Raw genomic sequence first — 22,962 nt, 5'->3', positions numbered from 1 at the left:
TCTATTTCTCCACTTGGCTTGGGTGTGGCACAAAAGGCACTCGTTTATAAAAGAGCTTTAATGCCTGCCAATAAATCCCGCAGACAATTTTCAGCGTCATCAAAGGAAAGCGAAAAAACAACGTACGTAGCGAGGTAGCATTAATGGCTTGGCGATTCATAACTAAATTGGCCTGAAACAGCTTCTTGCCAACAGCATTTGGCTTATTTTCGATACCAATTTTTAAGGATTCAGTTGGGGGTTCAACATGCCATAAATAGCGCATATCTAAGTTCATAAAGGGCGATACATGGAACACTTTATCCGTCACGCCTGGTGCGGATAAATTCACTAAGTAACAGTGGCGCTCTTGCCAAGGGGTATTACTCACTTCGGCGAGCATATATAAAGGCGTTTGATTTTGATAACAAAAGTAAAAATTAACTGGGCTGAAGTAAAGGCCAAAATGTCGAATCTGCCCCACAAAGACAACCCGGTCGCAGGGCTTATCTGCCCCTAACTCAACGATTTGACTAAGCGCCCTAGCCTTTAACGATGCCGCGCTCGGGTCTTTAATCTCAATGATTTGAGTCAAATTATTACGATCTGTATATGAACAAAGATAATCCCTTGGATTAAATCGTAAAAGTGCACTTCGATTGACGCCAAAGTAACGTCCCATCACGCTTAGGCTATCAACTTCATCTAAATCAATGGCCAATAGCGCCATTTTATAGCTAAATTGATGTTTTATAGGGCTATAACGGCTATGGCTTACCATGCCGTAATAGATAGCACTATTAAGCTCTGTCATAAGGTCACCCCAAAATGGGCGCACACATCTAAGGCACTACGAACGCCATCCTCATGGAAACCATTGTGCCAATACGCACCAGCAAAATGAGTGCGATTATGGCCAGAAATATCTTCCCTTCTGGCCTGTGCAGCTAAGCTTTTCTCATTAAATACTGGGTGGGCATAATTGAACCGACGAATAATCTTCGACTCATCGATTAACGCCGTTTGATTGAGAGTGACGCAAAAGGTCGGCGCATCTTCAGGTAACCTTTGCAGGATATTCATATTATAAGTAACTGATGCAGGACGAGTTTGGTCACCATCTAAACGGTAATTCCAACTTGCCCATGCTGCTCTGCGCGTAGGAAGAATACGGGTATCCGTATGCAGCACAACCTCATTATTCTGATACTCCAAATCCCCCAAAATCGCTTTCTCAGTAGGTGTGGGGTCACTGAGCATTTTGAGCGCTTGGTCGCTGTGGCACGCGAGGATCACCTCATCAAATGTGTGCCATTGGCCATTCACCAACAACTTTACGCCATCGCCATTTCTTTCAATGGTTGTAACGGGGCTATTGAGTCGAATATTGTCTTTAAAGGGCGCGATTAAATCAGGAATATAACTGCGAGAACCGCCCTTAAGCACATACCACTGCGGCCTATCACTGATGTTTAACAGTCCATGATGTTCAAAGAATCGAATAAAGAATCGAAGAGAAAAGGCACGCATATCCTCAATTGAGGATGACCAAATTGCCGCACCCATAGGCAAAATATAATGCTCGGCAAAAAAGGATGAGAAACCTTCACTATCAAGATATTGCCCTAGATTCCCCTCGGGATAATTATCTGCTTGAAATAACGCTTTACAACGTTTGTTAAACCGCACTATTTCATTTAAAAATCCCCAAAAGCGTGGATTAAAAATATTGCGTTTTTGGGCAAAAAGGCTTGCAAAATGATGGCCGTTATATTCAAGCCCTGTGAGCACATTGTGCACACTAAAGCTCATTTCAGTGGCCAGCACAGTGACATTTAAACGTGATAGCAAACGCTCAAAACGGGGATAGGTTCTGTCATTAAATACAATAAAGCCTGTGTCTATCGCATAATTTTTGCCTTCAAACTCCACATCCACGGTAGCGGTATGGCCACCAATATAATCATTAGCCTCAAATACAGTTACCCGATGGGACTTGCTTAATAGATGGCCGCATGTGAGCCCAGAAATCCCTGTCCCAACGATGGCAATATTTTTCATTGTTCGATGTCCTTAATCGCAGTTGACTGACTATCCCGCATAATCATTTTTCGCCACACAAAGGCAGGTAGAATCGAAATAAACTTCAATAAATAAGTAAATCTTTTGGGGAAATGGATTTCGCTTTCACCGCGAAGTAACCCGCGACGAATCGCCTCCGATGCGGATGTCACATCCACCTGCATCGGCATCGGAAAATCATTTTTTGCAGTCAGAGGTGTCGCCACAAAACCAGGACAAATGACACTCACACCAATACCGCTTTGCGCTAAATCCAGCGAGAGACTCGCCGCTAGGTAATTCACTCCCGCCTTAGAGGCACCGTAAGCCTCTGCGCGCGGGAAGGGTAAATAAATCGCGCTTGAACTCATCAATGCTAAGCGAGAACCAGAGTGCATTAACGGAACAAAGGCACCGATGCAGTAACCCATGGCAATAAGATTGGTCTGAATAATTCGCTCAAACAGCATGTCATCGAAATGTTTTGCATCATCGATATATTCGCAGCCACCTGCATTGAGGAGCACTAAATCAAGTTGTAGCCCTTCAACTTTTAACCACTCTCTCACCTTGAGTGCAGCCTCTTGTACTTGGCTGCGCTCACTTATATCAAAGGCAAAACTGTGAGCGCCCGCCAAGCTAGACTGACAAAGGGTATCGAGTTTTGAGGTATCTCGGCCACAGGCTAAAACCCGCCACCCCTGCGCCAGATAGTCCTGTGCCAACTGCAATCCAATACCAGAGCTTGCGCCAGTTATCAGCACGGTTTTAATTCGATTGATTTGAGACGAAACCATCACTGCGCCGCCTTATCTTTAACTAGGCGGATAATTCCCCCCACAAGGGGCACATGTTCGTAAAGCATTTGTCCCACATCAAAATAATCACGGTGAAAATGGATCTGCTGCTGAAACTTAAGCTGACTCATGCCATCAACCCGAATGAGCTCACCTTTTTTCAACTTGGGATGACGATATTGCATCTGCCAAAATAGCGATGCTTGGGAGTCATCCTTAAACACTTCTTTAATATCAAAATTGATATAACTAATGTTTTCGTAAAGCTTAGCGAAATACACCGTTAGAGCATCAATTCCGTCGACCCTATGCATTGGGTCGATAAAACAAATATCTGCTGCATATACTTGCGCAAGCAAATGCAGATTGTCCTTATTTAAGTCTTCATAAAGTGCAATCAACTTATCTACTGGGTCACTGTGTACAGCCTTTGCAATATCAATCATCTAATTTACTCCCAAGGGGAAAATAGTGTGTTTCAAGCTCTACTACTCGCCTGTGTTCTAAGCCTTTTTCAAAACCCCAAGCACCTCTAACGCCCTCTCCCTAGCTTTGCTATGCTCCACAATCGCAACTGGATAATCGGATTCAGTTGGCATATCAAATAGCGATAGCTCACTGTTTTTGTGAAAAGGCAAAAGATTAGGTTGATGTAAACGTTTAATGCCCCAAGAGGCTAATTCGGGTAGGTAATGGCGGATAAAGCTGCCATCGGGGTCAAATTTTTCACTCTGATTTATTGGATTAAAAATTCTAAAATAGGGCTGCGCATCACAACCACAACCTGCTGACCATTGCCAACCACCATTATTTGCCGCGAGATCCCCATCGATTAAATGCTGACGGAAATAACGTTCCCCCCAGCGCCAATCAATCAACAAATGCTTTGTTAGGAAGCTCGCCACCACCATACGCAAGCGATTGTGCATCCAGCCAATTTGATTTAACTGCCTCATCGCCGCATCGACAATCGGGTATCCTGTTTTGCCTTCGCACCAAGCGCGAAATTCTGTTTCATCATTACGCCAGCGAATATTGTCGGCAAGACGGTTAAAGTTACGAGACATAGAAAGCTCAGGAAAGGCCACCAGCAGATGACGATAAAACTCCCGCCAAACGAGCTCGTTTAACCAAGCTCTTCCTTGACTAGTATCATCCACTAACGCCTCGGGATAACGCTCGAGTAACGCCGCAATGCATTGCCTAGGACTTAACACGCCAATGGCTAAATAGGGGGAAATTGAACTTGTGCCATCTAGAGCCGGATAATCCCTATCCTGCTTATAATCCTGCACTTTTTGCTCAATAAAACTTGTTAACATTTCCCTTGCTGCAACTTCGCCCGCCGCCCAATGTTCACTCGAGCAATGATTTGAGCGAATAAACCTAAATTGTGAAGGATCTGGAATTGGCGTGCTTACGGGCGACGGTTTTGATAAGGGTATAATCGCCCTTTGACAGGCTATTTCACGCCATTTACGACTAAAAGGCGTAAAAACCCGATACATATCGCCACTTAAGTTGAGCACACTACCGGGGGCTAAAAGACAATGTTCGTTGGTTAGCAGTAAAGGCACCCCCACTTTTAAACAAGCATTATCTCGGCGCTGCTCATTAATCTCAGGCTCACTGCCAGCAAATACCCGTGCAATACCATTTTCTTGACAGTAAATTGATAAAAAATATGGGATTTCATCAAAGGTATCAAGCTCAATCAGCTCAAACTCAATGCCGAGATCAGCGAGTTCCAATGCAAGTAAATTCACGTGTCGCTCAATAAAATCAAGCTGAATTGGCGCGACATCATGACGCTGCCACTGCTTAGGGGTGGCAATAAATATGGCTTTAAGCTTTGCTCCTTGCCTCAAATCGTCATTGCCGCCTGAGCCATGTATGCTGTTTTGCTCCCTAACCCAATCGCAAGCAGCGCTTAACGCTTGATTGTCATTCAAACGCAAATCTTGCCTAAACCACATCAGGGCATGTTGCTGTGCTTGAGCATGCTGGTTCATGCTATTTCCCCTTACCGTGATCTGCTGAGGAATTGGCATTCTTTAGGGCATTTTTTTGCTGACGCAATAATGCTTTTTGCTCTTGTTTCTTAAGCAATAATTTTTCGACTAATGGCGCGATATCTGGCTTTAAATAGGAGTTCAAGTCGGTTAGCGTGGGGGCAAAAGGCCCTATGAGGTAGCAGGGTAAACTCATCTGCTCAATGAGTGATTTAAGTTCCGCCAACTCAGATGCCACATGATTGGCATTAGGGATAAGTAACAGGGCATCGACATCGACTCTGCCATCTAAAAGTGCTAAATCGCCAATGCCCTGTTCGGCAAAATCAGTGACAGTCACTTTTAAGCTCACTAACTCCATGCGAAGTACCAATTTATATAAGCGCTTCGTTAGGTTGCTATTTAGCGTTTGGCTACGCCCATTCAAACCAAATAATGCTACTTTGACTTGCCCACCATGCCCGTTGTGAAAACGAGACCATATCCGGCTGAGAAGTTCATGGTTTAGCCATGCCATGAGTAGCTCGGCATCAAGGCGGGGCTCAATGAGCGTTTCGAGCTGATATATCCAGGGCAGCAATAATTTATCTTTAACAATCGTAAATGGATAAAGATTCAAGATCTCATCTAAACGTTGATGTAGATTTAATGGATCAAATTCGCTCACGGAACGCATAAGACTCGAGATTGCCTGCGCCCAGTATTCACTGTCGTCATTACTGCCTTTTTCTTCATTCAGAGAAAGATAATGGTGATCCATAGCCAAATTTTCTATCGCAATAACATCACGACTGTTCAGTAACGGTTTCACTTTACTGATTGCAACACCCTTGGCTAACCAAGCATTAATTTCATGGATTTGCGCAATATTCTCTGCAGTGTAGAGCCGATGCCCTTTGGGCGTACGTTGCGGCACCACTAAGCCAAAACGCCGCTGCCAGGCCCTGAGGGTAACGGCGTTAACCCCTGTAAGCTCGGATACCTCACCAATTGACAGCATATTATGCTCATCCGCAGTTAAGCTCTTTTGGTCGATATGGTCCGCATCATTGTGAATTTGCTTGTTTTGACTCATAACAACTCTCTTCATCTTTACTCAGCAAAAAATTAATAGGCATAACGCAGTTTCAGTTCCTGCGGATGAGGGCTGAGGTAAACTTGATTTTCTATATAGGGCACTGGGAATTGGCGTAGATAGTGATTAATCAGGGTAATTGGCACTAACAGTGGCAAAAGTCCCTCACGATATTTCATAATCATTTCAGACAGTTCAACCTTTTGCGCTGCAGTTAAATGCTTCTTAAAGTAGCCTTGGATATGCTGCAGGGTGCAGGTATGGTTTTTACGGGTGGCATGGATTTTTAAGGTATTCATGAACACCTTAAAATATTGATCTGCTGTTGCTTCTAATTCATGGATATTAGCCACGATTAGCCCTAGTTCACGGTAACCTTTTTGGCTATGGGCCATCAGTAAATATTTATAACGTGAATGAAACTGGACTAAATCATGTTTTGTCAGTCCTTTGTGGCGCATTTGGTGCCAATCGTGGTAGGCATACACCCGAGTAAAAAAATTCTCCCTAAGGACTAAGTCGTGTAAACGGCCTTCTTCTTCAACCGGCAACAAGGGAAAGCGTTCCATTAACTTACGGGCAAACACACCAATACCCGCTTTATTACCATTATCGGTGCCGCGCTTATATTCAATCACACGCTCCATACCGCAGGTTGGCGACTTAGCACAAAAGATATAGCCGCCAAGGCCTGATAGTTCTTCGACTTTACGCGCACTAAACTCATTGAGCTTGTCAGTCACATCCAAACTACCGTCTCGGCTCTGCACCCACAAGGACTGCCCTTCACGCACTAAACGTATACTCTTACGAGGGGCACTGAGGCCAATAGCCATCTCGGGGCAAAGGGGGCGAAACTCAAAAAATGGAGTTAACTCCTGACTACAATACGAAGAAAGCTTATGGCCGCCGTCAAAACGCACTTTTTCACCCAATAAGCATGCGCTAATGCCAATTTGAATTCGTTGCGGATTAAACTTGTACATAATCATATTCCTTGTATCAGTTTGCTATAGTAAAGCGCATACTTGTACAAAGATCAAATTATTGTACAACATATTTTCACCCTTTTATTCAGAGCAATAAATAACTATAAATATCATAACTTTAACAATTAAAACCTAATTAAAATATCAATTATCATTGCCTTATCTGTTGCTACAAAAACATAAAATACTGACCAATAGAGAAAGTTGTACAAGGCGAATAGCCAGACATAGACATGAAAGAAATAGGCTTGAAGCATGTAGCGATAAAAATATGTAGATGATTTTAGTGCAGCAACAAAAGCTGATTGGTATGCAAATTGGCCGATTTTTATGGCATTGCCAAAGCTGGCAAAACCTACACCGATGAACCTGATAATTGTACATTTCAGGTTAAGTCTATTTGGTTAGCCCTACCCTTAACACCTTTGTGCCCGAAGAAGTAGGCGAAATCCTTGACGCCTATTAACTAAAGGCCAATCAAGCTGGGACAGGTAAACACTGCGGTTATCGGATTACGCAGCGGGCAAACCGCAAAGGATTAGCGCCCCTGATTTGCGGCCATTGTCAGCAGGTTGCTAAGGAATTTGGAAATGAGTTTTAAGGCAATGCAATTGAATTTTGTCGCCTCAAGAAATACTGGCGGTGAGATTTTGAGGAAGCTTGGTTTTGAAACCATGGATAGGTTACCCAAGGCATTTCAATATAAGACGCTACAGTATATCGATGCCTTGGGGATGCGCAAGTTGCTAAAAAGATGGGGGATTAACGCTTTTTGCCACCTAATTTACCACCAAGGGCGCGTTTTTTTGCTCGTTGTTTTTGGGCAGCTTTGCTGTTACGTCTGGGATCAGGCTCCATTTTGTTAAAGTCAGGCTCAAAACCTGGATACCACTGCTGTGGTAAGCGCTTATCGAGCACGGCTTCAACCTCTTCAAGCAGCAGGGCATCTTCTTGGCTGAACAAGGTAATCGCAAGACCCGCACTCCCCGCGCGACCGGTGCGGCCGATACGGTGAATATAATCTTCAGCCACAAAGGGCAGCTCAAAGTTAATCACATACTGAAGCTCAGCAATATCTAACCCCCTAGCAGCAACATCGGTCGCTACCAACACCTTCACTTGGCCAAGTTTAAAGTCCTGCAGCACCTTCTCGCGAGCGCCCTGGGATAAATCCCCATGGAAGGCTTGGGTGACAATACCGAGCTGATTAAGCTTGGTGACTAACTTATCAACGCCCTGCTTAGTGCGGCAAAAAATCAGTACTTGATGCCAATTTTTAGTGCGCACTAAATGGCTAACAAACTCGGTTTTACGATCGCTATCGATAGCATAAACCCGCTGCTCAATCTGCGCAGCTGTGGAGTTACGTTTTGCCACTTCAATCAGCTTAGGATCACGTAACATACTCTTACTTAGACTAAAAATGGCATCATCTAAAGTCGCCGAAAATAAGAGGGTTTGTCTTTCTGAGGGCACTTGCTTTAGCACGGCGTTGATTTCATCCATAAAGCCCATGTCGAGCATACGGTCGGCTTCGTCAAACACTAACACGCTAAGTTGTTTTAGACTGAGCGCGCCCTGACGCAGGTGATCCAAAAGGCGGCCAGGTGTGGCGACCAAGATATCGATTCCCGCCTTAAACACCGCCTGCTGCGCATCAATACTCACACCACCATAGGCAATCCCCACTTTGATATCCGTACCTTTTGCATATTTAACAAAGCTTTGCTGCACCTGCACCGCAAGCTCTCGGGTCGGCACTAACACTAATGCCTTGATCGCTTTCGCAGAAACGAAAGGCACTTCTTCTGCAAGCAATTGCTGCAAAATAGGTAAAGCGAATGCCGCAGTTTTACCCGTGCCGGTTTGCGCGCAGGCCAAAATATCCTGCTTTGCCAAAATAGCGGGGATTGCCTCAAACTGAATTGGCGTTGGCTGCTGATAACCTGATTCGGCTAAGGTATCGATTAATTGGGGAGTGAGGGATAGCGCACTAAAAGACATGGAAAATCACCGCAAACAATAATGCCCTAATGTTAACAGAAGCCGCCAATTGCGACCATGAAATTGGGGTGTTTCCTATCCTCTATTGCGTCTAAAAATCCTGAAGTGTCGTCGATATTAAGATTGACAAACGCCTTAACATCTTGCCTACAATGGGAAAATAAGGATGACTCATTACTTGAGTCTGACTTGATGAATAATAAGGATATTTATGCCCATAGACGCTATCAACGCCAGTCAAGCAACAGCCGTTCAAGCAACACCGGCCATTGCCCTGAGTAGCCATCAGCTGTACCGCAAATCCGAGCTCAAAGCCTTAAATCCCAACTGCCATTCTACCGCAGAGCTCACTCCCCTTAACGATATCGTCGGTCAAGAACGCGCCCAGCAAGCAGTCGAGTTCGCTATGGGTATAAAGGAAAAGGGTTACAACATTTACGCCATTGGTCAAAACGGCCTAGGCAAACGTACTATGATGCTGCGTTATCTCAATCGCCATGAGCCGATCGAGCCCGCACTCTATGACTGGTGTTACGTTGTTAACTTCGACGATACCCGAAGCCCAAAAGTGCTAAGGCTCACCGCAGGCAGCGGCACTGAATTTAAAAAGGCGATTGAAGGCCTTATGCTCAAATTAGTTAAAGCGCTACCTCTGGCCTTTAACAACGAGATGTATTACACCCGCGCCGAAAAACTTAAAAATCAGCTCGCGGACAAACAGGAAGCGGCGCTCAATGAACTGAGTGAAGAGGCCAAACAAAAGGGCATCAGTCTAAGCCTCACTATGCAGGGGGAATACCAAATGGTCGCCCTCAATGGTGATGTCCCCCACGACGAGACCTCATTTAATGCATTAACGGAAGCTGAGCGCGACCAATTTGAAACCAACATCAATGGCCTCGAAATTAAACTGCGCGGCATTATCCGTCAAAATACTGAATGGGAAGAAGAGTTTAGCAATGCTCAGCAGGAACACGATGAGCAAGTCGCCAAGGATGTGCTGGTACACTTCTTTAAACCTTTAAAGGATAAATACAAACAGCAGAGCGAAGTAAAAAACTTTTTAAAGGGTATGCAGGCAGACATTTTAACTAACTTAGATATTTTCCTCGAGGAAAGCGAAGAGCAGCTTGCGCTGGCTTACGCCTCACTGGAGAAAAAAATGCCCCGCCGCTATCAGGTTAACGTACTGGTGTGTCAAGGCGAAGCGCCCTTCCCCATCGTCGTCGAAGAGAGCCCGAGTTACCACAGCCTGTTTGGTTACATAGAGAGCGCGACCTTCAGGGGCACCGTCTTTACCGACTTCTCATTAATTCGCTCCGGCAGTTTACATAAGGCCAACGGCGGTGTGCTGCTAATGGATGCGATTAAGGTGTTAGAGCGCCCCTATGTGTGGGACGGTCTTAAACGTGCACTTCGCTCTCGCAAGTTAGATTTAAGCTCCCTTGAGCGTGAGGTATCACTCTCCGGCACTATCTCGCTCGCACCTGAACCTATTCCGCTGGATGTGAAAATAATTCTGTTTGGCGATCACGAAACCTATCAGTTATTACAACACTACGACCCTGATTTTAGGGAACTATTTAGAGTAACCGCTGACTTTGAAGATGTGATGGACAGAACCGATATATCGGAGGCTCACTACGCGCGGTTTATTTCTAGCATAGTGCACGACAACAACATGCTGCATTGTGACCGAGAAGCGATCGCCCGTATCGTCGAATACAGCTCTCGCGAAGCACAGGATCAGCAAAAGCTGTCGCTACACTCCGCCAATATCGCCAATCTTTTACGGGAATCGAACTATTGCGCTAAATCAGCAAAGAGTAAGTGTATCAAACGTGAGCACGTTGAACAGGCGCTAAAAAACCAAGAAAACCGCGTCTCGCGTCTGCGGGATAACATTATGGAGAGCTTTATCAACGGCAGCACGCTTATCAATACCCACGATAAAGTTGTTGGACAGATCAATGCGCTCTCGGTTATTTCGACTTCGGATCATCAATTCGGCATGCCTAACCGCATTACAGCCACCACCGCCTATGGTAAGGGCGAAGTACTAGATATCGAGCATAGGGTAAAACTTGGCGGTCGTATCCACTCTAAGGGGGTATTGATCCTTACCGCCTATTTGGCCTCGGTGCTCGGTAAAACGGCGCAAATTCCGCTAACAACCTATTTGACGTTCGAGCAATCCTATAGCGGCGTCGATGGTGATAGCGCATCGATGGCGGAGTGCTGCGCCATTATCTCGGCCATCAGTGAGCAACCACTTAGACAGGATATTGCGATAACCGGCTCAATGAACCAGTTTGGTGAGGCCCAGCCCATTGGTGGCGTGAATGAGAAAATCGAGGGCTTCTTCGATGTCTGTAAAATTAAAGGACGCTCATCGAGCCAAGGGGTGATCATTCCCGCATCGAATGTGGCTAATCTGATGCTTCGCCAAGATATTGTTGAAGCAGTGGCTAAGCAGGAATTCCATATCTGGTCCATTACACATGTAACTCAAGCGATGGAGCTTCTACTGGGCAAAGTTGCAGCAAGCGAGCCTAAGGAAGGGGTATCAGGCCAAGAACAATATGGCAGTGATTGTCTCTTTGGGATTGCTCAGCAAAAGCTAAATGCCCTTAGAAGCCTCGCCAAAGCCGATTAATCATTCGGATAATCAATCAATAAAACAGAAGGGGTTAGCACCTAGTGAGTACTAACCCCTTTTTATTATCGCTTAACAGTACTTTAGATTAAGGTTGCTAACATTTCGTCGCTGTAATCTACGAGCTCGGCGCCAGAGCGCACCTTGGCAACATAATCCGGGTTGGCAATAAAAGGACGGCCAATGGCAATTAAGTCAAACTTATCGGCGGCTATTGCCTCGCTTGCGCTTTGGGCAGTATAGCTTCCCACGCCGACCAAAGTCTTGCTGTAGTGAGCACGCATATAACTTGACGCGCGGCCACCTAAGTAGTCGAACTCCATACCGTCATCGAAGATCCCCACATGCACAAAGGCAAGAGAACGCTTTTCAAGTTCGGGGAGCAGATAATCGAATACTGCGCGGTCGCGGCTATCGGCCGCCATATTAAAGTAAGCACCGGGTGATAAACGGATACCTGTTCTGTCACGGCCAATACGCTCAACCACAGCGTCAACCACCTCTAGGGCGAAGCGAGACATATTGGCAGGTGAGCCGCCGTATTCGTCGGTGCGACGGTTACTGTCATGGTGGAGGAACTCGTCAATCAGATAACCATTCGCGCCATGAATTTCAACGCCATCAAAACCAGCTTCAATCGCGTTTTCGGCCGCTTTTGCGTAATCATTAATTAAGCCTTGGATATCTTCAAAGGTAGCTGGTTTTGGCACAACGTAGGTCAGCTCTCGCATACGAGGCACGCTGCCTTCAATTTTTTCAGCAGAAGGCGCTAATACATCGCCACCGCCGAAAAAGTGCGGATGGGCTACACGGCCCGTGTGCCACAACTGCACAAAAATTTTACCGCCGTTTGCATGTACGGCATCAGTTACTTTACGCCAGCCTGCAATTTGCGCTTGAGTGAAAATACCAGGGGTGTTTGGGTAACCTTGGCCGTCGGGACGAATGATGGTCGCTTCTGAGATGATTAATCCCGCGTCCGCGCGGCGAGCATAGTAAGCCACCATATCATCGGTTGGCACTAAGTCCGCATCAGCCATACAACGGGTCAATGGCGCCATTAAAATACGGTTTTTTAGAGTAATAGTGTCGTTTAACTTGTAAGTATCAAATAGGTTGTTCAAGGTATTTACTGCTGTTTGGGTCGTCATGATGTTAACCTCAATCTTGAATGGACGTTCAAGATATTCTTTTTTGAATGTTCATTCAAGTTAATTTTGAATGTTTGTTCAAAAGTGGATAGAATCCCAAGCAGGCAGTGAATGGGTTAATGACAATGGCTAGAGACCATAGCTAGCAACAGTGGCGGGTGATTAAAAGATGCGAAATGCCGAGTTTGATAGAGCACAGGTGCTACGGGGTGCCATGGCCGCCTTTATGCACAAAGGATATACCAAGACCAGCATGCAAGATCTCACGCAGGCCACAGGCTTACATCCAGGCTCAATTTACTGCGCCTTCGACAACAAACGTGGGCTGTTAATCGCTGCCATCGAGCAATATCAACTGGATAGAAATGAGCAGTTTTGCCAGCTGTTCGATAATGAAGGCCCCGTACTGAGCAACCTTAAAACCTACCTCGACAGAATTGTGATTGAATGCCTAAGTTGCGACAGTCAACAGGCTTGCTTGCTGACTAAGGCGCTTAATGAAATCGCCGAGCAGGATGATGAAGTTCGTCAGATAATCACTGGCAACCTCAAGGATTGGCAACAGGCATTGATGGAACAATTTTCACACGCAGTGAAAAAGGGCGAACTCCATGGTGAAGTCAACAGCGAGCAGCGGGCTCAATATCTTATGATGGGGATTTACGGTCTGCGAACCTTCGCCCACACCCATCCCGAAGCCCAGACCATACAACAATTAGCAGACAAGCTATTTGAAGATGTATGTCGATAGGAATCAGTATAGGGATCATTCACAAGTTAACGATAACCCAGAGCCCTGCTTTAATTTGTTGTACAAAAATAAAAGGACGATAACCAGTATCGTCCTTTAAAGTCGGATGTATTCTCTCGCCTGACTTTTAGGTTAACTAACCAATATTGGCTTGAGAAAAAACACGCTCCCCCAACGAGTTCAAAATCTTACATTCACCTTCCAGCACGGCGATGATGGATTTTCCCTTACGGAATGCAGGAGGAATCATCACCCGCCCCGATTCACTCACAGGTAAATCTGACAACACCTGATTGTGCATAATCAGTCCAACGGGAGCATCGTAAAATAAAACTGTCACTGTCGCTTGTGTTGCTTGCATAACGTTTAACTCTCATTAAGCAGATTCCACTGCTATAGAACTAAGTGGCAAGAGTCTCCCTTCGTCTCTTTTAACAACAAAAATCGAAGATGGTGTTTCCCATTATTATTCGTTAACTAAAACAACCCCAGCGACTCATCCAAGACGACAATTTGGAACAGCTGCGCGCTTCGAATATAGTTATTTAAGCACTCAGTTACTTGTATGCCAATCTATTTTTTGTTTGTCAATCAATAACGAGCGAAAGATCACATATAAATAACATGACGATAATTTCATTACCCCCATCCCTGAAACTATAGCGAAAACTGCTTAATTAACCATCAGTTAACTAGGTCTTCATTAATGAACTTCGGTCGCTGATTCTGTTATCACACCTACACAGGGTCATCGCATTCACTTGCAAAAAATGCGTCAAACGTCCAAATCTTGGCAAGAAATCCCCCCCTAAGATCTGCACTTCTAACAATAAAACTGCTAATATCGGCGCAATTTTTTTGAGCTAACGAGATCAAGATGGGCAGAGCATATCAAAACCGTAAAGAATCCATGGCGAAAACAGCTGGCCAGAAAACCCGCCTTTACTCGCGCTACGGTAAAGAAATTTACGTAGTCGCCAAACAAGGTGGTGTTGAGCCAGACGGCAACTTATCACTTCGCCGTTTAATCGAGCGCGCTAAGAAAGACCAAGTGCCGGCGCACGTTATCGAACGTGCTATCGATAAAGCCAAAGGTGGCGGCGGTGAAGATTATGATACTGCCCGTTACGAAGGTTTCGGACCGGGTAACTGCATGGTTATCGTTGACTGCTTGACCGACAACGTAAAACGTACCTTCACCGAAGTGCGTCAAGCCTTCGTGAAGAACGATGCCAAACTCGGCACTCCTGGCACTGTTGGCCATATGTTTGATCAATCTGCGGTATTCGTATTCCCTGGTGAAGATGAAGATGCCATCCTCGAAATCCTGATGATGGCCGATGCCGATGTAAATGAAGTGGAAGTCGAAGACGGCATGATCAGTGTTATCGCGCCGCACACTGAGTTCTTCAAAGTAAAAACAGCACTGACCGATGCGATGCCAGACATCAACTTCGAAGTGGAAAACATCACCTTCGTTCCACAGAACATGACCCCAGTGTCTGGCGAAGATGTAGCCACATTCGATAAATTTATCGCCGCATTAGAAGATTGTGACGACGTCCAAAACGTATATCACAATGCCGATATTCAAGAGTAATAACTGACTCTAAGTTCCAAAACGCAGCCTAAGGGCTGCGTTTTTGTTTTGTGCTTTGAACTTTACCTTAGGGCTTTGGTGAAGTCTTACACCATAAAGTAGAAAAGGGCCTATTGGCCCTTTCTAGTTACGCTAAATGAGTGTCAGACATGCCTAACGCAGCTGCATTTCCTGAATAATTTCATGGGCAATAGCAGGTGTAGTGCAGGTAGGCTTTTCATGTAAATCGGCTTTTAATTGGCCCTTACGGTGCTTAAGTGCTGCATCTAATTTTTTGGCTGCAGCCGAAATGGCGGGATACATAACTTCATCAGTACCCGAAGCGGAAATCCGGCTACCCTCGTAATTCGTGCGGAGCTCAACCTGATACTCGCCATGCTCTTTTGCGATGATAATATCGAGTGCAATGAGTGAGGGGAAATGCGTGGCGATTTTGGAAAATTTTTCGTTTACGTGCTCTTTGATAGAAGGCGTAACATCGACATGGTGACCAGAAAGATTGATTTTCATAGAGTGTCCCTTTTTGTGTCTTTACTTTATTTTCGCTTCACTATTAGAGCTTGGGGCATGGGGAATAAAACACAAGCCAAAAATTCAAATATTTGGACATGACAACTAAGACACAATGTTAATTGTGATAGCTATCAAACAATTAACTTTTGATGGGAACTAAAAAATCAAGCTATTGATTGAGATGAATTCGAGTCTAAAAGCTCCCTAATGCGCCTTGATAATTGTCAGGTCCTAAACACCATCATTTTCAACAGCAAAAATATACTCAAACTTGGAACCCAGTTAACAAACGCAAATGATATTGTTTATCATTTGAATTGAGTAAGTTATACTCCCACATAAAGGATGTAACTCGAGCCATCCCTATGACAGTAATGTGCTTGTCAATTCTCGCTGTTTAGGACACTCGATTAAAAACGCAATTTGGTTTCAGGATTGGCTAACTCAATGGCAAACATGTCTCATTCTTCAAGCGAACAAGATCACTCAACACTACAAAAGATGCAAATTGCTTTATTTGTCTACATTAAACAGTGGCTTAAGCAAGACTCGACCCTGTTTGGTCTTGAGGTCCTCATTCGCTTGAGTGCTGCCATGTTTGGCGGATATGTTGCTGCGGCAACTCTTGCTTGCTTACTTACCCAAGTGTTACCGCTCCCACGCTTTGACAGTACCCTAATTGCCAATATGCTGGCTTTTATTTTTTATGCCATCGCCATCATTTATGCTTTTTGTCTAAAAACCGCTTGGCATGGCTGGCGTAATTTATGCTTGGTTAGTCTAGTGTGCTTTGGCCTGTTGCAGTTGAGTGGCCAGTAATATGAAAGCGTCGTTTTTCAGAACCTTATCTTGGCTTCATACATGGGCTGGGTTGTTGGTGTGTTGGGTGCTGATGCTCATGTTTTTTGCTGGCACCTTAAGTTATTTTCGTCATGAAATCACCCTTTGGACTAAACCTGAACTCCATCAGGGCGCGATTCAGTCCTATCAAACCGAAGCGCTTAGCAAACAGCTCGACCTCGGCCAAAACTATCTAGAGACCAATGCCAACACCCAAGCACAACGCTGGATAATTAATCTACCGACGGACCGAAGTCCTTTGCTCAGTTATGCTTGGCAGTTAGCCCCCGAGAAAGGCCAACGGCGCGGCAAGATCATCGAGCGTACTGCGCTTGCCGATGGCACTGGCGTGATTGAAAACGTACGCCAAACCCGCGGCGGGGATTTTTTCTACCGTTTACACTACGAACTTAATTACTTACCGGGTATTACTGCCAGATATATCGTGGGTATTTGCACCATGTTTATGCTGATCGCGTTGATCAGTGGCATCGTTATCCATAAACGCATTTTCAAAGATTTGTTTAGTTTTAGGCTGGGTAAAGGCGCACGTTCCTGGCTCGATGGTCATACCGTCAGTTCAGTTATCGCCCTGCCGTTCCACCTGATGATTACCTATACGGGACTTGTCACCCTCATGTTGGTCTACATTCCCTGGACTGTGGATACTGCCTATCCTAATGAAAGGCAGACCTTTTTAACTGAATTAAATCCCGCAAGACAAATCGGTGAGGCTTCGGGGGTTGCCGCCAATCTCATTCCCCTCAGTCATTACCTCGCTCAAGTGGAAGCACACTGGGGTAATGCCCCCGTTCAGCAGGTTGTCGTTGCCTTCCCGAAAGACCAAAATAGCCACGTCATTTTCTATCAGGATACGGGCAATACAGTGACAGATGCGCAAACCATGTTGATTTTCAGTGGCACTACTGGCGAGCTAAAATACGCCAGCCAAGATGAAACATCGAGTGCCGCGGTTGTCCACGATACGATAATGTCGCTGCATACGGCGCGATTCTCTGCGCCCCTGTTAAGAGCCCTGTATTTTGTCTGTGGTCTATTAGGTTGTGCCATGGTTGCAAGTGGGCCGCTGATGTGGGCAGTTCGTCTACGTCAACAGCAGCAGAATGCCATTGCAAATGGTGAAAAACCGACCCGCGGCTTACGTTTAGTCGAAGGCTTAAACTTTATGTTTATAGTGGGCTTACCCCTTGGCGCAGCAGCATTTTTCTATACCAATCGCTTATTAACCGTCGGCTTTACGGAACGTGCCGCATGGGAGGTACACAGCTTCTTTATCGTCTTGATTGTGATGGGCATTTGGGCTGTTATTGGTCGCAGTCGATGGCATTGGCGGCTCGCATTATCGATTACGGGTCTGCTTTATTGCGCACTGCCGCTGCTCAACGCGTTTACCTCAAACTGCCATATTTTTGATAATATCCGCACCGAACAATGGGGATTGGTCGGTTTTGATATAGTTTCCGTTATCTTCGGTACAATGCTGTTATTTGTTAGCAACCGAATAAAGCCAAACCATCAGCCCCACAATGCATTACTAGGGAATAGTTCTAGCAAAAGAGTTGCCCATTATAACGGGGCAATATCCAAAGCTCAGAACGCCAGCCCAACCGCTTTAAAGGAAGTGAAATCATGATGCCTGAATTTATCCCAGTGCTTGGGATTTTAGGGCTAAGTTACCTGTCTCTTGCCCTCTTTGCATTGGCTAAATTTGGCCACTATAAAGATGTGTTTAATCGTCCACCACAGCCTTGGCAGAGTCGGTTATTAAGTCTATTTGCCTGGTTATTGCTGGCGCTAAGTTTGAGTGCTTGCACCCAAGAGCAAGGCTGGACTTATGGTAGTATTCTGTTTTTTGGGGTAATTTCACTCGCGGCGTTATTGGTCATTTTGACCTTAAGCTTCAGCCCTAAGCATTTACCCTTCGGAATTGTAACCGGCAGTCTACTTACAACAACCCTGCTATTAAGCAATTTTACTGGTTAAAGCTAAGTTAGGTTACGCATCACTGGTGAAGTATTTTGAGCTAGGCTATAGTGCCCCAATGTCCTGTTATTAGGAGAATTATATGGGCTTTAATTTAACCGTGAATTGGCAATCCTCCCCCGCTGAAGAAGGTGAGTTTTGTCGGGACCATCAAATTACTTTTGGTAGTGGCCAAACAATTCAAGCCTCATCGGCACCAGAATATAAAGGCAATGAGCAGTTTATTAATCCAGAGGAAAGCCTCCTGGCGGCACTGTCCTCGTGCCATATGTTGACCTTCCTCGCCATTGCCCACTTAAAGCGACTGCCGGTAAAATCCTATGTAGATGACGCCACAGCTGAACTCGGTAAAAACGAGGCGGGAAAACTGGCGGTGACCAAAATGGTACTCACCCCTAAAGTAGTGTTTGCCGATGGCATTGAAGTGAGCGACGATGTACTTGAAAAAATCCACGAAAAAGCCCACGCCAATTGCTTTATCGCCAATTCGCTAGCGACGGAAGTGCAAATCAAGTTTTAAGCTTTTACTGGTAAGCTCAAACCATTTGAGCTTACCTTTGCGATCCAGCTCACACCTCAAGGCCCGCCTATTCAGCTTAGGTCAAGCTCAATTACCGTATGATCACCCTAACATTGCATCCACTCGAATACAGGGGTAAGCCATGCAGATCCAGCCATCTTTTCGTACAACCAATAGCACATCGATTTATCAGCAAAACGCCAACAAGCCCTCGACAAACGCTGAAGTCAATAATGTGGCAAGCAGCACAGTGACAATCTCAACTGCCGCCAAACAGTTTGCCGAAGTCGATCCTATGCCACTGCCAACGGTGCCAGATTTAAGTGGTGTAAAAGAGACGGCAGAGAACTTTATCGCCCTGCAAACCAGTATCATGAAATATCAGGTTGCATCCGATATGACCAATATTGCTATGGGAACCAGTGATGGGATTTCTGCATCAACAGCTTATTATTTGAATCACAATGACGCTGCTAGAGCAGCAACGGTGAATCAAATGGCAAATCACCAGCAAGCAAGCTTGCTGCAAACCTATGTTGATGCCAGTAAACCGATTGATGAATGGGCATAAAAATGGGTGTTGTCTTGGGAACTACAGACAACACCCTAATTGGTTTCACGTTAATGGTAACTGGTTAAACTTAAATGTGAGTTAAGCCATTCTTAACTCATTGAGTATTAGCCCGTTATACTCGCCTGATTATTTCGCCTTTATGTCCTGCGCCATGCCTTTAACTGGCATTGGCTGCCCCTTAAGTTCAGTCAATGGTTGTTTAGCCATTTGATCCTTCAAGTAACTAATTGCCTTTTCAAGCTGGGCATCCTGTCCATTGAAAGTAGCAAATGGCAGATTGTCGACTTCAATATCCGGCGTGACGCCATGCCCTTCGAGCACCCAACGTCCATCTAGAGCATATTGCGGATATTCGGCAACCCGCGCCATCCCTTTGTCGGTCAGCGCATTGCGACCAGATAACCACACACCCGCTCCTGCAGTTTGCTTACCAATAAGCGGAGCGAGGCCAAGCGACTTAATACCTGCAGAGAATGTTTCGCCGTCTGAATAGGTCAGCTCATCAGTCAATACCACTAAGTGACCGCGGAAAGTTTGTTGCATATTGGTGTTTGCGCTGCCGTGGGTCGGTTGCCAGAACATCCAAGCGCGACGCAGCAGTTTTTCAATGATCCAGCTGTCGATATTGCCGCCACGATTTCGGCGCACGTCGATAATCAAGCCATCTTTATCGTAATTGGTATAGAACTCACGGACGAAGCTCTCAATATCGCTTCCACTCATTGCATTGAGGTGCAGATAACCAATCTTGCCTTCAGCCGCTTTAGTGACGGCAGCACTGTTATGATTTACCCAATCGAGGTAACGCAGTTGGCTGTCATCCTTTGAGCTAACTGGCACAACCACAGTTTTATGGGACTCTCCACCACGCTTAAGTTGCAGTAATACTTGCTTATTCTGCTGATTACGCAGTAAACGAGTAACGTCGGCGACCGTATTTACCCTTGTGCCATTGATGGCAAGCACTAGGTCACCATCCTTGGCATCGACCTCAATTTTACTTAAGGGGGATGCCTGACTTGGCAACTCGGCATCGGTGCGGTAAATATGGGCAATTTTGACTCCATCCTTAGTCTGCTGCAGGCGTGCACCTAAGCTTGCCGCCGTTGCCGCATCGGGATCCTTAGGTAAATCACCACCACGCACCTGAGAGTGTAGCGCATTGAGCTCACCCATCATTTGCATAAAGATATCATTGAGCTCATTGCGGTCAGTTAAGCGCTCAAGCAGCGGTTGATACTTGGCCTTAGTTGCTTGCCAATCGAGTCCACGCATATTTGTGTCGAAGAAGGAGTCTCTATGCATCAACCACGCATCTTCAAACATCTGTTGCCATTCAAGCATCGGCGAAATCGCCAGTTGCCATTGTTCAGTTTGCACCTTGGCATTATCGGTATCGCCGAGCTTATCGCCACTATCGACAATCAATAACGACTTATCATTGCTGTGCTTACGCAACATCAACTTTTTGCCATCGGCAGATAGGGTATAACTTGCTACATCCTCGGCAAAGATTTCAGCCTTTGCCTTTTGTGCTGAGAACTTAATGGTTTTCAAATCCGGTTGGGTTTCATCGCCTATGGGCTGGTCGAGTAGATATAAACGCCCATCCGCCGCCTGTAGCTGGCTGTAATTCCCCGACTCTACTGGAACCTGCCACAAACGCTCATTGATTCCATCCCAATCCACTTTCACAGAGGCGACGCTATCCTTGGCATCGGCTTTTTCAGCTTCTTTAGTGGTTAATTCCGTTGGCTTGCTAAAGGGGAACTTGGCATTTTTAACCAGCGCAATGGCAAATACTTGGCTGCGCTTATCAAAAACGGGCCCCATGTTTCGATCGCCCCATGGCGAACTTGGCGTTGCGCTAAATTGGCGATTAGACAGGAAATACAACCACTGCCCGTCACGACTAAACGTCGGAGAATAGGATTCGTACTTATCGCTCGTCAGTGCCTGCGCCTTATTTTCCTCTAACGAGTAGAGCACTACCTGCGGTCTTTGCTTGCCGATTTCAGACTTAGTCAATGCAATAAAGCGGCTATCGGAAGACCAAACGATATCGGCATAGGGGCCTAAGCCTTCGCCGTTACTGATGATTTTCTGGTTAGTATTTTTCTTCAAATCGAGCAGGAATACATTGCCGTCGTTATCGTCGTGGGCGAGATAACGGCCATCCTTAGATAAACTAAGACTCATGCGCAGCGTATGCCCATCTTTCGTCAGCTGTTTAGCGCCATTGCTGCCATCGGCGGGGAATTGCCAAATTTCCTGTTGGCCGCTCATATCGCTGATTGCATACACAAATTTGCCATCCTGACTCATCAGCGCATTGCGTACACGGTAAGTGCCCGGCAAGGCCACCTCAATCAAACGTGAACCATCAATACCCGCAATGGCAACATGGCTACGGGCGGTCACAACCACCTTATCACCTGAAAGATTTAAATTGGCAGAGGTAGCGTACTCCATTGGATTTTTGACCCAATGTTCGCGGCGCTGGGCAAAGTCGGAGGTCAACTCAATCTCTAAACGACTATCGGTGTTGGCGGCAATATCAAATACACGAATATCAGCGCCCTGCTGGAACACCACTTTGCCATTATCCATGCGCGCACCGCGCATCTGCCAATCCTGATAATGGGTCAGTTGCTTGCTATCTGAACCATCGAGCGCCATCGACCAGAGGTTATCGTTACCATCGCTGTCGCTGATAAAATACAGTCTATCCTGCCATAACATAGGTTGGCGCACCGAACCTTCGTGCTTATCACTGAGAAGCTCTGCTTCTAGATTTGTACCAAGTTTGAAACGCCATAATTCGCCCTTAGCACCGCCGCGATAAACTTTGGCATTATCGCCTGTGACTTGCAGACCAAAACGGGTGAAATACACATACTGGTTCGCATCATCGATGACCCCTTCCACGGCATCGGCGAGAGGCAGATCGGTTGTCAGCAAGGATGCTGGATTAACCGTGCGCAGCATCCAGTTGTTAGCGGGCCCAAAGCCTGCATCGGTGGAATATAAAACCTCACCCTTGGCCGTCCAACCTTGTACGCGAACGCGGCTATTTTCAAAGCTCACACGCTTAGCTAAACCACCCGCCGTTGGGATCACATACACTTCGCTCGCGCCTTCGTAGTTAGCTACATAGGCTACCCATTTACCGTCGTTGGAAATCGCCGCACCGAGTTCTTCTGAGGGTAAACTGGTTAACCGACTGGCCTGTTTTTGGCCTAGAGTTTGAGTCCACAAATCCCCTTCGGCGGTAAATACTAAGGTATTATCCTTAAGTGCTGGGGCGCGGTAGTAACCTTGGTTTACGTTGGAATCAGAAGCGAATACTTGGCTAAAGCTCAATGTGCCAAGGGCCAGCATACAGCAGGCAACCGAGTGACGAAGTTTCATGGAGTGAAATATCCTATTGTTATTA

Annotated in this window: 20 protein-coding genes; 8 read left to right on the top strand and 12 right to left on the bottom strand. The window is 45.8% G+C overall.

What is annotated here, in order from left to right:
• Position 1 precedes the first annotated feature (1 nt).
• The 8 genes from K0H61_RS04965 to K0H61_RS04930 form a co-directional block, all read right to left on the bottom strand.
• Positions 2-793, bottom strand: coding sequence for a DUF1365 domain-containing protein (locus K0H61_RS04965; RefSeq protein WP_220051637.1), 792 nt, complete (start codon positions 791-793; stop codon positions 2-4).
• Complete coding sequence (locus K0H61_RS04960; protein WP_220051636.1) at positions 790-2,040, bottom strand: NAD(P)/FAD-dependent oxidoreductase; 1,251 nt, start codon at positions 2,038-2,040, stop codon at positions 790-792. The genes K0H61_RS04965 and K0H61_RS04960 overlap by 4 nt, the downstream gene beginning before the upstream one ends.
• Positions 2,037-2,837 (bottom strand): SDR family NAD(P)-dependent oxidoreductase, encoded by an 801-nt coding sequence (locus K0H61_RS04955; RefSeq protein ID WP_220051635.1) that lies wholly within the window; start codon positions 2,835-2,837, stop codon positions 2,037-2,039. The genes K0H61_RS04960 and K0H61_RS04955 overlap by 4 nt, the downstream gene beginning before the upstream one ends.
• On the bottom strand, positions 2,837-3,283 hold the full coding sequence (locus tag K0H61_RS04950; RefSeq protein WP_220051634.1) for a nuclear transport factor 2 family protein: 447 nt from the start codon (positions 3,281-3,283) through the stop codon (positions 2,837-2,839). The genes K0H61_RS04955 and K0H61_RS04950 overlap by 1 nt, the downstream gene beginning before the upstream one ends.
• A gap of 57 nt (positions 3,284-3,340) precedes the next feature.
• Positions 3,341-4,849: a deoxyribodipyrimidine photo-lyase gene (gene phrB, locus K0H61_RS04945; protein ID WP_258406008.1), complete on the bottom strand. Its 1,509-nt coding sequence runs from the start codon at positions 4,847-4,849 to the stop codon at positions 3,341-3,343.
• Position 4,850: 1 nt separating this feature from the next.
• Entirely contained in the window at positions 4,851-5,924 is a 1,074-nt protein-coding gene (locus K0H61_RS04940) for a MerR family transcriptional regulator (protein ID WP_220051633.1), read from the bottom strand.
• A gap of 32 nt (positions 5,925-5,956) precedes the next feature.
• A complete protein-coding gene (locus K0H61_RS04935) occupies positions 5,957-6,910 on the bottom strand; it encodes a YbgA family protein (protein ID WP_220051632.1) in 954 nt (317 codons plus the stop codon).
• Between the two features lie 765 nt (positions 6,911-7,675).
• On the bottom strand, positions 7,676-8,917 hold the full coding sequence (locus tag K0H61_RS04930; protein WP_220051631.1) for a DEAD/DEAH box helicase: 1,242 nt from the start codon (positions 8,915-8,917) through the stop codon (positions 7,676-7,678).
• Between the two features lie 211 nt (positions 8,918-9,128).
• Between K0H61_RS04930 and K0H61_RS04925 the strand changes: the two genes are divergently transcribed.
• Positions 9,129-11,573, top strand: a complete 2,445-nt coding sequence (locus K0H61_RS04925; RefSeq protein WP_220051630.1) for a Lon protease family protein — start codon at positions 9,129-9,131, stop codon at positions 11,571-11,573.
• 83 nt (positions 11,574-11,656) lie between these two features.
• On the opposite strand, the gene K0H61_RS04920 is transcribed toward K0H61_RS04925, so the two are convergent.
• Positions 11,657-12,724, bottom strand: coding sequence for an alkene reductase (locus tag K0H61_RS04920; RefSeq protein WP_220051629.1), 1,068 nt, complete (start codon positions 12,722-12,724; stop codon positions 11,657-11,659).
• Between the two features lie 169 nt (positions 12,725-12,893).
• Here K0H61_RS04920 and K0H61_RS04915 point away from each other — a divergent pair, with 169 nt between their 5' ends.
• The gene (locus tag K0H61_RS04915) at positions 12,894-13,475 is read left to right on the top strand and encodes a TetR/AcrR family transcriptional regulator (RefSeq protein ID WP_220051628.1); all 582 of its coding nucleotides are present in this window, start codon (positions 12,894-12,896) and stop codon (positions 13,473-13,475) included.
• Between the two features lie 136 nt (positions 13,476-13,611).
• Here the strand turns inward: K0H61_RS04915 and K0H61_RS04910 are convergent, their stop codons facing one another.
• Complete coding sequence (locus K0H61_RS04910; RefSeq protein ID WP_220051627.1) at positions 13,612-13,836, bottom strand: TIGR02922 family protein; 225 nt, start codon at positions 13,834-13,836, stop codon at positions 13,612-13,614.
• A 516-nt stretch (positions 13,837-14,352) separates the two neighbouring features.
• On the opposite strand from K0H61_RS04910, the gene K0H61_RS04905 reads away from it, so the two are divergent.
• Positions 14,353-15,075 carry a YebC/PmpR family DNA-binding transcriptional regulator gene (locus tag K0H61_RS04905; protein WP_220051626.1) on the top strand — a complete coding sequence of 241 codons (723 nt, stop codon included), beginning with the start codon at positions 14,353-14,355 and terminating at the stop codon, positions 15,073-15,075.
• 153 nt (positions 15,076-15,228) lie between these two features.
• Here K0H61_RS04905 and hpf read toward each other — a convergent pair whose 3' ends face one another.
• Positions 15,229-15,585 carry a ribosome hibernation-promoting factor, HPF/YfiA family gene (gene hpf, locus K0H61_RS04900; RefSeq protein ID WP_220051625.1) on the bottom strand — a complete coding sequence of 119 codons (357 nt, stop codon included), beginning with the start codon at positions 15,583-15,585 and terminating at the stop codon, positions 15,229-15,231.
• 450 nt (positions 15,586-16,035) lie between these two features.
• Between hpf and K0H61_RS04895 the strand changes: the two genes are divergently transcribed.
• The 5 genes from K0H61_RS04895 (at position 16,036) to K0H61_RS04875 (ending at position 19,523) form a co-directional block, all read left to right on the top strand.
• Entirely contained in the window at positions 16,036-16,407 is a 372-nt protein-coding gene (locus K0H61_RS04895) for a DUF3649 domain-containing protein (protein ID WP_220051624.1), read from the top strand.
• Position 16,408: 1 nt separating this feature from the next.
• Positions 16,409-18,082, top strand: a complete 1,674-nt coding sequence (locus K0H61_RS04890; protein WP_220051623.1) for a PepSY-associated TM helix domain-containing protein — start codon at positions 16,409-16,411, stop codon at positions 18,080-18,082.
• Positions 18,079-18,432, top strand: coding sequence for a DUF3325 domain-containing protein (locus K0H61_RS04885; protein ID WP_220051622.1), 354 nt, complete (start codon positions 18,079-18,081; stop codon positions 18,430-18,432). The genes K0H61_RS04890 and K0H61_RS04885 overlap by 4 nt, the downstream gene beginning before the upstream one ends.
• A gap of 82 nt (positions 18,433-18,514) precedes the next feature.
• Positions 18,515-18,952 carry an OsmC family protein gene (locus K0H61_RS04880; RefSeq protein WP_220051621.1) on the top strand — a complete coding sequence of 146 codons (438 nt, stop codon included), beginning with the start codon at positions 18,515-18,517 and terminating at the stop codon, positions 18,950-18,952.
• Between the two features lie 142 nt (positions 18,953-19,094).
• Positions 19,095-19,523 (top strand): hypothetical protein, encoded by a 429-nt coding sequence (locus K0H61_RS04875; protein WP_220051620.1) that lies wholly within the window; start codon positions 19,095-19,097, stop codon positions 19,521-19,523.
• Positions 19,524-19,652: 129 nt separating this feature from the next.
• Here K0H61_RS04875 and K0H61_RS04870 read toward each other — a convergent pair whose 3' ends face one another.
• On the bottom strand, positions 19,653-22,937 hold the full coding sequence (locus tag K0H61_RS04870) for a S41 family peptidase (RefSeq protein ID WP_220051619.1): 3,285 nt from the start codon (positions 22,935-22,937) through the stop codon (positions 19,653-19,655).
• Positions 22,938-22,962 lie beyond the last annotated feature (25 nt).

This window comes from Shewanella acanthi (genome assembly GCF_019457475.1).
In the GTDB taxonomy this organism is placed as follows: Bacteria; Pseudomonadota; Gammaproteobacteria; order Enterobacterales; family Shewanellaceae; genus Shewanella; species Shewanella acanthi.
The sequence above is the reverse complement of the archived record's forward strand: the minus strand, read 5'-3'. Positions and strand labels throughout refer to the sequence as shown.

Coding starts and splice junctions, on each gene's coding strand:
- K0H61_RS04965 (WP_220051637.1), bottom strand. CDS start 793: ATGACAGAGCTTAATAGTGCTATCTATTACGGCATGGTAAGCCATAGC.
- K0H61_RS04960 (WP_220051636.1), bottom strand. CDS start 2,040: ATGAAAAATATTGCCATCGTTGGGACAGGGATTTCTGGGCTCACATGC.
- K0H61_RS04955 (WP_220051635.1), bottom strand. CDS start 2,837: ATGGTTTCGTCTCAAATCAATCGAATTAAAACCGTGCTGATAACTGGC.
- K0H61_RS04950 (WP_220051634.1), bottom strand. CDS start 3,283: ATGATTGATATTGCAAAGGCTGTACACAGTGACCCAGTAGATAAGTTG.
- phrB (WP_258406008.1), bottom strand. CDS start 4,849: ATGAACCAGCATGCTCAAGCACAGCAACATGCCCTGATGTGGTTTAGG.
- K0H61_RS04940 (WP_220051633.1), bottom strand. CDS start 5,924: ATGAGTCAAAACAAGCAAATTCACAATGATGCGGACCATATCGACCAA.
- K0H61_RS04935 (WP_220051632.1), bottom strand. CDS start 6,910: ATGTACAAGTTTAATCCGCAACGAATTCAAATTGGCATTAGCGCATGC.
- K0H61_RS04930 (WP_220051631.1), bottom strand. CDS start 8,917: ATGTCTTTTAGTGCGCTATCCCTCACTCCCCAATTAATCGATACCTTA.
- K0H61_RS04925 (WP_220051630.1), top strand. CDS start 9,129: ATGCCCATAGACGCTATCAACGCCAGTCAAGCAACAGCCGTTCAAGCA.
- K0H61_RS04920 (WP_220051629.1), bottom strand. CDS start 12,724: ATGACGACCCAAACAGCAGTAAATACCTTGAACAACCTATTTGATACT.
- K0H61_RS04915 (WP_220051628.1), top strand. CDS start 12,894: ATGCGAAATGCCGAGTTTGATAGAGCACAGGTGCTACGGGGTGCCATG.
- K0H61_RS04910 (WP_220051627.1), bottom strand. CDS start 13,836: ATGCAAGCAACACAAGCGACAGTGACAGTTTTATTTTACGATGCTCCC.
- K0H61_RS04905 (WP_220051626.1), top strand. CDS start 14,353: ATGGGCAGAGCATATCAAAACCGTAAAGAATCCATGGCGAAAACAGCT.
- hpf (WP_220051625.1), bottom strand. CDS start 15,585: ATGAAAATCAATCTTTCTGGTCACCATGTCGATGTTACGCCTTCTATC.
- K0H61_RS04895 (WP_220051624.1), top strand. CDS start 16,036: ATGGCAAACATGTCTCATTCTTCAAGCGAACAAGATCACTCAACACTA.
- K0H61_RS04890 (WP_220051623.1), top strand. CDS start 16,409: ATGAAAGCGTCGTTTTTCAGAACCTTATCTTGGCTTCATACATGGGCT.
- K0H61_RS04885 (WP_220051622.1), top strand. CDS start 18,079: ATGATGCCTGAATTTATCCCAGTGCTTGGGATTTTAGGGCTAAGTTAC.
- K0H61_RS04880 (WP_220051621.1), top strand. CDS start 18,515: ATGGGCTTTAATTTAACCGTGAATTGGCAATCCTCCCCCGCTGAAGAA.
- K0H61_RS04875 (WP_220051620.1), top strand. CDS start 19,095: ATGCAGATCCAGCCATCTTTTCGTACAACCAATAGCACATCGATTTAT.
- K0H61_RS04870 (WP_220051619.1), bottom strand. CDS start 22,937: ATGAAACTTCGTCACTCGGTTGCCTGCTGTATGCTGGCCCTTGGCACA.